The organism is Roseateles sp. NT4, from assembly GCF_051857475.1.
Taxonomy (GTDB): domain Bacteria; phylum Pseudomonadota; class Gammaproteobacteria; order Burkholderiales; family Burkholderiaceae_C; genus Pelomonas.
On the sequence record NZ_JBPZGZ010000002.1, the window covers coordinates 457,448 to 469,729 of the forward strand.

Sequence of the window (12,282 nt, forward strand, 5' to 3'; positions counted from 1 at the left end):
GCCGGAGCCAGCCCCTCCGGTGACCCGACTCGACTCAGGGGGCGCTAACGCTGCAACATAGGCCCCCAGACGCAGGGGCGCAGGACACGCACGTAGCGCATGGGTCCGCCAATCGGCGCTCGCACGTCGACGTGGAAACCCAAGCTGCTGGCCAACGCGCGCATCGCCGTGTTCTCGTGCAGCACGTCGCAAGCGATGCGTTGGGTGCCGCGACGCTTGACCGTGGCAATGAGATGCATGAGCAGCAGGCGCCCCAGCCCTTGATGCTTGAGGTCGGACCGCACGGTGATGCCAAATTCAGCTTCGACGTTGCCGGCATCTGCAACCGCGCGCGATGAGGCCACTTCCTCCAGCTGGCCGTCGGCACCCGCTGCCAGCGCCATGAGCGCCACTTCGGTGGCGGCGTCGGGGTGCACGAACCGCAGCATCTCAGCTTGCGGCACTTCGCGCCTTGGACTGAAGAACCTCAGCCGCAGATCCTCAGGGGCCAGATGAGCGAAGAAGGCGGTGTGCCGTGCTTCGTCGGCCGGCACGATGGGCCGTATCACCAGCGCACGGCCTCGCCAGTCGAAGGTTCTTGCGGCTGAGCCCGGCCCCGCGAGCCCAGCGGGCATGTCCAGACATTGATCGGCGGGGCGTGCCATTCACGGGCCGCGGCGATTCTGGATGCCTTGGCGCCCTGCCGAAGCCCACGGGCCTGCAGCCACCGTGCCCACGCGGCCTGCGACAGGAATCATCAAGGTCTCAAGTGCACCATCGCCACGCGCCGGCAGCTCGATGCGAGTCATCCTGCCCGCGCCATCTGCAGGCACGAACTGCATGGTTCCGCCCAACAGGCCGCAGAGCCGGCTGACGATGGACAGGCCAATGCCTTCGCCGGAGGTCTGGCCAGCCGCTGTCGGGAGGAGGGATGCTGGCTCCATCAGGTCGTTGCCGCCCGGGGCGAAGGGGGTGTCACCGACTTCGAAGTACCAGTGTTCAGATTCCGCACCGGCACAACGACCGCACGTCAACATCACACTGCGAGCCTGCGTGTACTGGATGGCGTTGAGCACGAGGTTTTGCGCGATTCGCGCCACCATCAGCGGATCAGTTCTTGCAGCGAGATTTGCCGGGCCTTTGAATTCGAGTTGGAGCCCGCGCACGCTCGCCATGATCCGCAGGCTGTTGCACGTCTCACCGAGCGTGGCGGCAATGTCGACATCGCGGATGACGGGTTGCTCCTGCATGGCGTCCAGGCGAGCCAGGTCAGCCACGCCGTTGAGCAGCTCGCGCAGACCGGTCACATTGCGATCCAGCATGGCCATCAGCTCAAAACGGCGAGCTTCGCCGACCGGCTTCTGCAGCATGGCAGTGACGCCCGCGACGACACCGAGCTTGCCTCGCAAATCGTGAACCGCTTGGCGCCACAGCGCCGAAGCCCGCTCGGCGGCTTCAGGCCCCGACTCGTCGGCGATACCTCGCCACGCAACGTGCGAACGAGCAAGTGAACTCTGCAAGCCGGGCAGGACCCTCATAACTTGAGTGGAGCCCGTCGCGTCAAAGGGTGGGCGTTGCGTGTTCATGAGATCACCTTCTGCATCAGCCATCGAAGCATCAGGGAGGTGGGCGCTCTGCGTCTGTGCGGTGCCATACGTTCACGTCCGCCGAAGGCGTTGCCAAGGGGGCGGCCGAGTTGGCGCAGCGCGCCTGTCTAGCGCTTCGCGCGTTTGCCTCGCGACAGCGGTTCGCCAAAGGCCCAGCAAATCGGGATGCAGATGAGTATCGGAATCCAGGCGCCCAGGATCTTCTGTCCAACGTCTTCACCCGTGACGAAGAAGTACGCGATCGCCGTCAACATGCAGGTGTAGACAAGCCACCCCTGCCAGGTCAAAGGCCAGGACCACCCCAGGCCACTTTCCTTGGCCTTGAACCAATACTTGCGCTCTGAACTCATGGCCTTCTATATCTGGACGCGTGTTCCCAGCTCGACCACGGCGTTGTCCGGCAGGCGGAAGAACCTGGCAACACCGCTGGAGTTGCGACTTAAGGCAGCAAACAGGCGCTCGCGCCAGTTCGCCATGCCACCGCCGGGCGTCGGCACCACCGTCTCGCGACTGAGGAAGTAGCTGGTCTCGAAGGGCTCGACACGCAGGCCCTTGGGTTCGCACAGCGCGAGCGCGGCCGGCACGTCGGGCTCTTCCATGAAGCCGTAGTTGACCACCACGCGCCAGAAGCCAGGGGCGATCTGCGACAGCGCGACGCGGTCGGCCGCGTCGACGCTGGGGTGGTCGTGGAACTGCACGTTGAGGATGACGTTGGTCTCGTGCAGCACCTGGTTGTGCTTGAGGTTGTGCAGCAGGGCTTGCGGCACCAGCGTGGGGTCGGCCACGGTGTAGACGGCCGTGCGCTGGGCGCGGTGAGCGCCGCCGTGGGCCAGGCTCTCGATGAAGGGCTCCAGTTCCAGGCCTTCGCTGCGCAGGCTCTGCATCAGCAGCTTGCGCCCGCGCGCCCAAGTGCTCATCAGCACGAAGAGCATCAGGCCCAGGGCCAGCGGGAACCAGCCGCCGTCGAAGAACTTGATGGCGCAGCCGGCCACGAGCAGTGCGTCCACAGCGAGGAAGAAGACGGTCGCGCCGATGGCGACCGGCGCGGGCAGGCGCCAGCCGTCACGGATGACGAAGAAGGTCAGCACCGTGGTGATGAACATGGTCAGCGTCACCGCGATGCCGTAGGCGCCGGCCAGGGCCGACGAGCTGCCGAACATGAACACGGCGCCCAGCACGCCGGCCAGCAGCGCCCAGTTGACGGCCGGCACATAGATCTGGCCCGACTCGCTGGCCGAGGTATGGCGCATGGTGACGCGCGGCAGGAAACCCAGCAGCACGGCCTGCTTGGTCATCGAGTAGGCGCCCGAGATGACGGCCTGCGAGGCGATGACGGTCGCCAGCGCCGCCAGAACCACCATGGGCAGGATCAGAGCGGTCGGAAAGAGGCGAAAGAAAGGGTTGTCGATGGCCGAGGCATCGCCCATCAGCAGCGCACCCTGGCCCAGGTAGTTCAGCGCCAGCGCCGGGAAGACGAGGCCCATCCACGCCAGGCGGATGGGCTTGACGCCGAAGTGGCCCATATCGGCGTACAGCGCCTCGGCACCTGTCAGCGCCAACACGATGGCGCCGACGGCCGCGAAAAGATGCCAGCCGCGCTGGCTCAGGAAGGCCCATGCCTCCAGCGGGTTCAGCGCCGCGAGGATCTGCGGCTGCTTCACGATATGCACCACGCCGATGGCGCCCAACACGCCGAACCAGATCACGATGATGGGGCCGAACACCTTGCCCACCGACGCCGTGCCATAGCGTTGCACGACGAAAAGGCCGACCAGGATGGCCGCCGAAATGGGCAGCACATAGGGCTTGAGCGTGGGCGTGACCACCTCCAGGCCTTCGATGGCGCTCATGACCGAGATGGCCGGCGTGATGACGCTGTCGCCGTAAAACAGCGTCGCGCCAAACAGACCCAGCAGCAGCAGCGCGCTGCGCAGCCGGGGACGTTGTTGCACGGCATGCGCCGCCAGCGCGGTCAGCGCCAGGGCACCGCCTTCGCCGCGGTTGTCGGCGCGCAGGATGAGGATGACGTACTTCAGTGTGACGACGAACATCAGCGCCCAGACGATGACCGAGGTCGCGCCGATGAGGTTGTGCGTGTTCAGCGCGACGCCGGTCGCCGGCAGGAAGACTTCCTTGAGGGTGTAGAGGGGGCTGGTGCCGATGTCGCCATAGACGACACCGATGGCACCCAGCGTGAGCGCGGCAAGGCCGCTGCGTTTGTGATCAAGGCTCATGCGGTAGGGTCCCGAAGGGGATACCGCAGTTTGCTGGGTTTCGTATAAAGAACTTATAAAGATGAAGGACAGCCGGCGGCAACGCGGCGGCTTTCCAGGCAGAACGTCGATGCCCGTCGGCGCTGCGCGTCAGTGCCAATTCACCGCAACGGCCCGCCGCCACCCCGGGCCGATCAACCTTGACGTCCATTCGCTGTAGACCCGCCTGGCAATGCGCCGCAACTCGACGACGCGCTGCGGCAGTTCCCTGAGGATGAGGGCTGGCGATTGCACCGCGGGGCCGTGGGCACGCGCCAGTTCTGCGGCGCTCTGGCTGCACCAGTCACGGACGATGCCCTCGTCCACCTCGAGGTGGCATTGGAAAGCCAGATGGGGACCGATGACGAAGGCCTTGTTCAGGCAATGCTGGCCATAGAGAAGGCGCCGTGCGCGAGCCGGGATCTCGAAGGTTTCGTAGTGCCAGTTGAAGGCGGTGATCTCCTGGGCCTGCATCAGCGGTCGACCGGCCGGGGTGACCTGCAGGCGGCTCCAGCCGATGTTGGCAAAGCCGGCGCGCCCCACCCGCGCACCCATGGCGCGGGCCAGCATCTGCCCCCCGAAGCAGTGGCCCAGCATCGGCACGTCGGCATCCAGCGCACGCCGCACCAGATTCAGCTCGGCTTGAATCCAGCCAACCGGATCGTTCACGCTTCGGTTGCTGCCCAGCAGGACGATGCCGCTGTAATCGCTGGCTTGGTGGGGCACGAAGTCGCCGTGGTCGGGCATCACGATTCGCGTGTCGATGCCTGCCTGCGTCAGATGGTCGAGCAGTTGACCTGGTCGTTGGGTGCTGTCGTGCTGGAGGATGAGTACCGGTCTCATGAAGCTGGCTCACGCCCTGGTGTGCCATCTGTGAAGGAGACTCCAATCTAGGACTGGCGGTGTCAGGTTCTCGTCAAGACTAGGGGTCGGGATGGCAAGAACGCATCAAGGAAATGACATCCGGTCGACAACGCGGCGAGAGGCCCTGGTGCAGGCCTAGTGATTCAACCGGCAGCCCAAGATCTCGAGAACTCGCTCGCCCGGCATGTCGTGATCGCTGACAACTGGGGTGCGGCTACACAGGCTCGACCGTGCAGCGCAACGGATGCTCTTCCTGATGCGCAGCCGCTCGCACGAGTTCGACCTTGCTGGCCGCTACATCGGCGGCGAAGCAGCCGCAGACGGCGCGTCCTTCACGGTGGATCTTCAGCATGACCTGCTCGGCTGAGCCGAGATCGAACATGAAGTGGTCTTGAAGCAGCTTCACGACGAATTCCATCGGCGTGAAGTCGTCGTTGAACAGCACGACATCGACGTCCTTGTGCGCCGGCCCCTCGACCATCAAGGGCTCCGCGGGATCGGACTTCCTGATGCCATGGGCGAGGTAACGGGTCACATCGAAGTGCGTGGTGCCGTGCCGCTGCAACTCCCTCACCGCCGGGCTTTCCTTTTCGCTGAAGACGGCCACCAGCAGGTCTGCGCCATCCACGGCCGCCCGGCTAGGGAGTGGCATCCAGCGCGCGAGCGCCCGCCTCGCGGCCTGCAGCGGCCCCGTCGAAGCGACGGGACGGCCGCGGGTGGCCTGCACCCGCAGGATGGCGCGCTGGAGGGCATGCTCCAACTCGAACGAGGGCCGGGGCTGCACCGGTGCGCTGCCGGCAACCAACGGCGTGCCGTGCTGGAGGATGGCCTCAAGGCCCTCCCTCAGCCGAGCGAGATCGACCGAGCAGGCCAGCAGCACCTCGACTACTCGCGGACTGCCGAGCAGCGCAAGCAGCAGCTGTTCCAGCGACACCGTCTCATACCGCCGCTTGCGTGCCTCGCTGAAGCAGTCGTGCAGGCTGGCCGTGACGTCTCCCGCAATCGCTCCTGAAGCCGAACTCGCCATCCACTCGCATCCTCTCCGCCAGACGTGGGTGCGGATCGGCGCGCAGTCTAGTGGGGCCAGGCGCTACGCCGTGCAGCGGGGCGCTTGCATCCGATAGGCATCCGCCCTACAAGGCGGTGCATGTTCGTCCGCCACCAGCCGTCTCCACGGCTTGCCCCCTACATCGACAGCCTCTGGTACAGCGCGCGCGGCGCCCTGCCGCACAGCCGCGAACGCAGCCTGCCGACCGGCTGTGCCGACATCGTGGTGCCGCTGTTGCAGGACCATCTGATCCGCTACGACAGCGAGCAGGACGTGCAGGCGCGGCGTTTGCGCGGCGCCATCGTGCAGGGCGCCTCGGACCGCTTTGGCGTGCGCGGTACCGAAGGGCCGTCGACGGTCGTCGGCGTGCACTTCAAGCCCGGTGGTGCGGCGGCCTTCTTCGGCGGTGCCTTGCCCGAACTGCGCAACCGCACCGAATTGCTCGAGGATGTCTGGGGGCCCACCGCGCGGGAGTGGCGCGAGCGCCTGCAGGCCGCGGGATCGCCACAGCAGGCCCTGCAGCGGCTGGACGGCTTGCTGCTGCAGCGGCTGCACAGCAGTGCGCTGCCCGACCCGCTGGCAGCCTTCGCCATCGAAGCTTTCCAACGTGACCCGGCCGGCGCGCGGGTGCAGCCCGTGCAGCGCGACAGCGGCTGCACGCCGGCCCAGTTCATCCGCCGCTTCGAGCAGGCCGTGGGCCTCACGCCCAAGCGCTATGCGCGGGTGCTGCGCTTCGGCCTGCTGCTGCCGACGCTGGTGCGCTGCGGGCCGCGCGATTGGGCGCAGATTGCCGCGGGTGCCGGCTACTTCGACCAGTCGCATCTGATCCGCGAGTTCCGCCAGGTCGCGGGCATGGCCCCCGGTGCCTATGTGCCTGTGCAGGCCGACCAACCGTCGCACGTGGCCCTGCCGCGCTGAAAAAATATCCAATACGCCGCACACCCTCGCCGCCTAGGCTGCGGTCCTCGCGGCCGGGTGCCGCACAAAGGAGAGCTTGCATGAGCGAGATCCACGAGGTGTTCCCGTATCTGATGGTGCGCGACGCGCAGGCCGCGGTCGCCTTCTATCAACAGGCCTTCGGCGCGACCGAGATCTTCCGGCTCGTCGAGCCGTCGGGCCGCATCGGCCATGTGGAGCTCCGGCTCGGCCCCGTCGTGCTGATGGTGTGCGACGAGTTTCCGGAGTACGGCATGGTGGCACCGCCGCGCGACGGCTTCACCGGCTGCACGATTCACCTGCATGTCGACAACGCCGACGCGATGGCCGAACGGGCGGCTGCGGCGGGCGCTACGGTGCTGATGCCGCCGACCGACCAGTTTTACGGCGAACGTTCATGCCGGCTGCGCGACCCTTTCGGCCACGCCTGGCTGCTGGGCCATTCGATCGAGAAGCTGGAGCCCGAGGAGATGCAGCGGCGCTACACCGCCCTGATGACCGGTTAGCGAAGCCTCAGTGCCGACGGCCGCTGAGGCCGAAGGTCAGGAAGCCGCCCAACAAGGCCGTGATCAGCGCCGCCATGCCCGACCCGAACAGCGGGTGATGGCCCCACAGGGCCAGGTCATGGTGCTTCAGCGCGTGGCCGAAGGACAGGCCCAGGAAGGTCAGGCCGACGAGGACGACGGCCCACAGCAGCGATACGAAAGCGTGATGTGCGTTCATGAGACATCTCCGACTGCAGCTTCGGATGTCCGTTGTAGCGGCGCGCTCCGGCGCTGGCGAGGCCTTGCTTGGGGGAAGCGTCATCAAGCATGAGGACTAAGCCACGCTTTGGCTGTCGAAAATACTGTACAAAACAACAGTATCATGCGGCATTGCAGTTGCCAGGTGTGGGGTGCACACCGAGGCGTTCCAGCCCGGCGGCCTCCAGGTCGTCGGGCTTTTTTTGGAAGCCAGGCGCCGGCTCAGTCCTTGAGGCCGTTGGCCCAGACGCGGTCGGCGGCTTCGAACATGGTGCGGCCCTCCAGCACGGCGGGGTCGCGCGCCAGGGCAAGCCAGGCCAGGGTGTCGTGGTGGCTGCCGGGAATCAGCTCGGCCGAGCGCTCGGCCACCAGCCAAGCCTGCAGCCGGGCATAGAGCTCGAAATGACGCGCGCGGGTCCAGGCCAGGCCGACGAGGTCGCCATAGGCTTCCTCGCGGCGGGTGGAGCGCATGTCCAGCCAGGCCTGCTGCAGATCGGGGGCGAGACCGTCCGGCGCCTTGGCGGCGACGAAGCCGGCCGGCATGCCGTGCCAGGCGCCGTCGAGGTAGCGGCGGCAGTGGCCCAGTTCGTGGGCGGCCATCAATTCCAGGGCCGGGCCCAGCAACGCCGGGTCGATGGCATCGATCTGGCGTTGGCCCTCGGGGTTGCCGCGCATGGACAGCACCAGCTTGCAGCGGCCGTCGACGAAGCCCAGCGCCAGCGGCGCCGTGCCGGGCTCGGCCTGGGGTTGCACGACGATGTCCAGCGGCAGGCTCAGGGCCTCGCGGGCGTGGCTCACGACGGGCGCAATGCCCTGCAGCCAGCGCATTTCCAGCGGTGTCAGGTCGGCGGCGTGGGCGGTCGGCGACAGCACGGCAGACACAAGGGCGAGGGCAGCAAAAAGACGACGCGGCACGGCAGACACTCCTGGAGTGAACCCATCTTCGGCCGAGATGACCCGCGGCTTGACGGCGTTGCCGCAGGCGTCCGTGAACTTTGCCGGCCCAGGCTGGGCTAATGTGTATCCATGAAAACCATGCGCGACCTCATGACACCGCCGGCCCATATCCAGGGCCGTGTCGAAGCCATCGTCGTGCGCGGCACGCCGCGTGACCGGGCCCGCCTCATCGAGCAGACGACGGCATTGGCTGGCATCGGCCTGGCCGATGACCGGCTGGGAAAACGCGGCGAGGCCGAGCTGTCGACGCGCCAGGTCACCTTGATCCAGCAGGAGCACCTGCCGCTGATCGCGACATTTGCACGTCACAGCGGCCCGATCGACCCGGTCGACCTGCGCCGCAATCTCGTCGTCTCCGGCATCAACCTGCTGACGCTGAAGAACGCCAAGGTGCGCGTCGGCGAGGCGCTGATCGAGATCGTCGGTCCCTGCGCGCCCTGCTCGCGCATGGAAGAGGTCATCGGCCCCGGTGGCTATGCAGCGATGCGCGGCCATGGCGGCATGACGGCGCGCATCCTCGAAGGCGGTCGCATCGCCGTGGGCGACGCGGTGAGCGTCAGCTGACGCGGCTGCGCGCGCGTTCGAGGACGCGTTGCGCGCTGGTGCTCGCGCTGAGCTGGTCTTGCAGGAACTGCGCCACACGCGGCTGCTGGCTGAAGGCGACGTTGAAGCGGATGTGCGGGTCGCGCGCGCCATCGGCCGCGAAGGTGGCGCCGCGCACCAGCAGGATGCCGGCACGGAAGGCCTCCTTGACGACGCTGTCCACGTCGACGCCGGCCGGCAGCGCGCCCCACAGGAAGAGGCCACCCTCGCCTGGATGCTCCAGCAGCACGCCGGCCTGGCGCAGCTGCTGCGTGGCCTGGCCACGCGCAGCGGCCAGGCGCTGCTGCAGGCGGTCCAGATGCTTGCGCCAGCGGCCGGCGGCCAGCACCTCCAGCAGCACGAACTCGTTCAGCGCCGAGGTCGTCAGCACCGAGATGATCTTCTCGCGCATCAGCGCGCGCAAAAGAGCCGGTTCGGCGGCCACATAGCCCAGGCGCAGCGCCGGGCTCATGGCCTTGCAGACGCTGGAGTAGTAGATGACGCGCTCCAGGCCCGACAGCTGGGCCAGCCGCGTCGGCGTGCCGGGGTGGAAGTGGCCCTGCACATCGTCCTCGGCAACGAGGAAGTCGTGGCGCTGCGCCAGCATCAGCACGCGGTGTAGATTGGCGGCCGTGCTGCCCCAGCCCGTGGGGTTGTGCAGCACGCTCTGGATGAAGAGCAGGCGTGGGCGGTGGCGGGTGCAGGCCTCGTCAAGCGCTTCGAGGTCGATGCCGTCGGGTCGGCGCGGGATGGGCAGGATGTTGACGCCAGCCTGGCGCAGGCGGTCGAAGAGCAGGAAATAACCCGGCGTCTCGACGGCGACCGAGTCGCCCGGCCGCAGGAAGGCGCGGCAGATCAGGTCGATGGCCTGGGTGCCGCCATAGGTCGTCAGGATGCGGCCCGCGTCCACCGCCACGCCCTGGCCGCGCAGCAGCGTCGCGATGCGTTCGCGCAGCTCGGGCAGGCCCTGGGGCGGGCAGCGCGATGCCATGCCGGCGTGGGCGCGCGCCAGACCTCTCTGCACGGCGGCGGCGGGAATGGCTTCTTCCAGCCATGTGGCCGGCAGGGCGCCGCTGCTGGCCAGCAGCACGCCCGAGCGCTGGTCGTTGGCCTGCTGGGCCAGCCAGACGGCCTCCTGTTCCTCGCCGGCCTCGACACGGGCCGCGTCGGGCATGGCGTCGGCCGGGCCCTCGGCGACAAAGAAGCCGGCCGTGCCGCGCGAGTCGATGACACCCGCAGCCACCAGCCGGTCGTAGGCGACGACGACGGTGTTGGGGCTGACGCCCAGACGCGAAGCCAGCTGGCGAATGGAATTCAGCCGCGCGCCCGGCGGCAGCTGATGGCTGGCGATCAACGCATGCAGGCGCTGCTCGATCTGGTCGGCCAGCGGGAGGGAGGAGTCGCGGTCCAGAGAAAACATCAGCGCAACAGGAGCACAGCCAGCACAACCAGGGAGGCGGCCATGATGGCATTGAACACGCGCCGCCGGCCAGGGCTGGACAGGAAGCGCGAGATGCCGACACCGAACAGCGCCCACATCGAGACGCACGGAAAGCCGATCAGCGCGCCGGCCAGGCTGACGAACAGGGCGCCGCTGCCGAGGCTCCAATCGGCCGGCATGAAGACCGAAGCGACCGTCACCGCGCGGATCCAGCTCTTGGGGTTCACGGCCTGGAACAGTGCCGCCTGCGCGAAGCCCACCCGCTCGGGCGGCCGCCCATCTGCGGCGGGCGCGACGGCCAGCTTCCAGGCCAGCACCAGCATGTACAGGGTGCCGGCCAGCTTCAGCGCCTGGTGCAGCAGCGGAAATGCCGCGAACACGGCGCCCAGGCCCATGCACATGGCGAAGGTCAGCACCGCCACGCCGGTGTTGGTGCCCAGGATGGCCGGCAGCGTTCGCCGGTAGCCGTAGTGCGCGCCATTGGCCACCAGCATCATGTTGTTGGGGCCGGGTGTGCCCGACATCAGCAGGCAGTAGGTCGCAAAGGGCAGCAGCTCGTTCATGCCGCGATTGCAGCGGCTGGCGGCGGCAGCGTGAAGCTACAGCGCGGGACGGCGTGCGGCGTGCTGTATCAGTGCCGGGACCGACACAATGGCCGCATGAGCCTCACGATCCGTCACGCCCTCTGCACCCTGGCCGCCCTGCTGGCCGCACCCGCCTGGGCCGAGCCGCCCGCCTACCGCACCCAGGGCCAGTGCGACGGCCTGCCGGCGATCACCTCACTGCAGGTGGCGCCCGAGTTCTGCCTGGCACTGGCGGCCTCCAACCTGGGCCGCCCGCGCGGTGTGCTGGCCCTCGGCCCCAACCACCTGCTCGTCACCGACATGGGCAACTGGAACCCCGGCCGCGGCCGGCTGCTGGAGTTGACGCGAGAGCCCGGCAAGCCCTTCAAGGTGACGGTGCTGCTGAAGGGCCTGGACCGCCCGCATGGCCTGCGCAAGGATGCGCAGGGCCGGGTGCTGCTGGCCGAGACGCACCGCATCAGCCAGGTCGAACTGAATCCCGCGCGGCTGGCCCCCCTCATCGCCGACCTGCCCGCCCAGGGCCGCCACCCGCTGAAGTCCTTCGTCATCGACGCGACCGGTGCACTGCTGATCAACGTCGGCTCGCCCAGTGACCACTGCGAGGCCTTCGACGGCGTCGACGCGGGCAACGACAAGGGCTGCCCGCAGACCGGCGGCAAGGCGCCCTGGGCCGCGGTGTGGAAGTACACACCCAAGAACGCCACGGCCTGGGAGGGCCAGCCCCTGGCCTGGGGCCTGCGCAACTCCGTCGGCCTGGCCATCCAGCCGGAAACCGGTGAGCTCTGGCAGGCCGAGAACAGCCGCGACACCTTGGCCGGCGACCAGTACGACAAGGGCTCGCCGCCCGACGAGCTGAACCGCGTCGAGGCCGGCAAGCACTATGGCTGGCCGCATTGCACCGGCAACGATGTGCTGGACAACAGCTATGGCGCCGGCAGCTGCAAGGACTTCACCGCGCCGGCCCGCCTGATCCCGGCCCATGCCGCGCCGCTGGGCATGCTGTTCTACGGCAAGGGCGCGCCGGCGAAGTGGCAGGGCAGCCTGGTCATGACCTGGCATGGCTACCAGCCCAGCGGCCACCGGCTGATGGCCTGGCGCTTCGATGACAAGAAGCACCATCCCGTGGGCGAGCCGCTGCCGCTGATCGAAGGTTGGGATGCACAGAAGGGCAAGCATCCCATGGGCGCGCCCACCGACGTCGACCAGGACGAGCAGGGGCGGCTGTGGATCACCGAGGACCGCAACGGCGACCTGCTGCTGCTGATGCCACGGACCGGCAGGTAGACCGA

The 12,282-nt window shown here is 67.9% G+C and carries 14 protein-coding genes; 4 read left to right on the forward strand and 10 right to left on the reverse strand.

The annotated features are described in order from the left end of the window. Positions 1 to 44: 44 nt before the first annotated feature. The 6 genes from ACS5PN_RS11720 to ACS5PN_RS11745 form a co-directional block, all read right to left on the reverse strand. Entirely contained in the window at positions 45 to 644 is a 600-nt protein-coding gene (locus ACS5PN_RS11720; protein ID WP_439464128.1) for a GNAT family N-acetyltransferase, read from the reverse strand. Further along, positions 645 to 1,565, reverse strand: a complete 921-nt coding sequence (locus ACS5PN_RS11725) for a sensor histidine kinase (protein ID WP_439464129.1) — start codon at positions 1,563 to 1,565, stop codon at positions 645 to 647. A 128-nt stretch (positions 1,566 to 1,693) separates the two neighbouring features. Continuing rightward, positions 1,694 to 1,936, reverse strand: coding sequence for a hypothetical protein (locus ACS5PN_RS11730; RefSeq protein ID WP_439464130.1), 243 nt, complete (start codon positions 1,934 to 1,936; stop codon positions 1,694 to 1,696). Between the two features lie 6 nt (positions 1,937 to 1,942). Continuing rightward, positions 1,943 to 3,820, reverse strand: coding sequence for a potassium transporter Kup (locus ACS5PN_RS11735; protein WP_439464131.1), 1,878 nt, complete (start codon positions 3,818 to 3,820; stop codon positions 1,943 to 1,945). Between the two features lie 129 nt (positions 3,821 to 3,949). Next, positions 3,950 to 4,681, reverse strand: coding sequence for a type 1 glutamine amidotransferase (locus ACS5PN_RS11740; protein WP_439464132.1), 732 nt, complete (start codon positions 4,679 to 4,681; stop codon positions 3,950 to 3,952). Positions 4,682 to 4,916: 235 nt separating this feature from the next. Then, the gene (locus ACS5PN_RS11745) at positions 4,917 to 5,729 is read right to left on the reverse strand and encodes an ATP-dependent Clp protease adaptor ClpS (protein WP_439464133.1); all 813 of its coding nucleotides are present in this window, start codon (positions 5,727 to 5,729) and stop codon (positions 4,917 to 4,919) included. Between the two features lie 120 nt (positions 5,730 to 5,849). Here ACS5PN_RS11745 and ACS5PN_RS11750 point away from each other — a divergent pair, with 120 nt between their 5' ends. Both ACS5PN_RS11750 and ACS5PN_RS11755 read left to right on the forward strand, forming a co-directional pair. After that, a complete protein-coding gene (locus ACS5PN_RS11750) occupies positions 5,850 to 6,668 on the forward strand; it encodes a DUF6597 domain-containing transcriptional factor (RefSeq protein WP_439464134.1) in 819 nt (272 codons plus the stop codon). Between the two features lie 80 nt (positions 6,669 to 6,748). Beyond that, positions 6,749 to 7,192 carry a VOC family protein gene (locus tag ACS5PN_RS11755; protein ID WP_439464135.1) on the forward strand — a complete coding sequence of 148 codons (444 nt, stop codon included), beginning with the start codon at positions 6,749 to 6,751 and terminating at the stop codon, positions 7,190 to 7,192. Positions 7,193 to 7,199: 7 nt separating this feature from the next. Here ACS5PN_RS11755 and ACS5PN_RS11760 read toward each other — a convergent pair whose 3' ends face one another. Both ACS5PN_RS11760 and ACS5PN_RS11765 read right to left on the reverse strand, forming a co-directional pair. After that, the gene (locus ACS5PN_RS11760; RefSeq protein ID WP_439464136.1) at positions 7,200 to 7,409 is read right to left on the reverse strand and encodes a hypothetical protein; all 210 of its coding nucleotides are present in this window, start codon (positions 7,407 to 7,409) and stop codon (positions 7,200 to 7,202) included. Positions 7,410 to 7,651: 242 nt separating this feature from the next. Next, positions 7,652 to 8,344, reverse strand: coding sequence for a hypothetical protein (locus tag ACS5PN_RS11765; RefSeq protein ID WP_439464137.1), 693 nt, complete (start codon positions 8,342 to 8,344; stop codon positions 7,652 to 7,654). A 111-nt stretch (positions 8,345 to 8,455) separates the two neighbouring features. On the opposite strand from ACS5PN_RS11765, the gene ACS5PN_RS11770 reads away from it, so the two are divergent. Beyond that, a complete protein-coding gene (locus tag ACS5PN_RS11770; protein WP_439464138.1) occupies positions 8,456 to 8,950 on the forward strand; it encodes an MOSC domain-containing protein in 495 nt (164 codons plus the stop codon). Here ACS5PN_RS11770 and ACS5PN_RS11775 read toward each other — a convergent pair. Together ACS5PN_RS11775 and ACS5PN_RS11780 are read right to left on the reverse strand one after the other, a co-directional pair. Then, positions 8,943 to 10,388: a PLP-dependent aminotransferase family protein gene (locus ACS5PN_RS11775; protein WP_439464139.1), complete on the reverse strand. Its 1,446-nt coding sequence runs from the start codon at positions 10,386 to 10,388 to the stop codon at positions 8,943 to 8,945. The genes ACS5PN_RS11770 and ACS5PN_RS11775 overlap by 8 nt on opposite strands. Continuing rightward, positions 10,388 to 10,972 (reverse strand): LysE family translocator, encoded by a 585-nt coding sequence (locus ACS5PN_RS11780; RefSeq protein WP_439464140.1) that lies wholly within the window; start codon positions 10,970 to 10,972, stop codon positions 10,388 to 10,390. The genes ACS5PN_RS11775 and ACS5PN_RS11780 overlap by 1 nt, the downstream gene beginning before the upstream one ends. 96 nt (positions 10,973 to 11,068) lie before the next feature. On the opposite strand from ACS5PN_RS11780, the gene ACS5PN_RS11785 reads away from it, so the two are divergent. After that, complete coding sequence (locus ACS5PN_RS11785; protein ID WP_439464141.1) at positions 11,069 to 12,277, forward strand: PQQ-dependent sugar dehydrogenase; 1,209 nt, start codon at positions 11,069 to 11,071, stop codon at positions 12,275 to 12,277. Positions 12,278 to 12,282 lie beyond the last annotated feature (5 nt).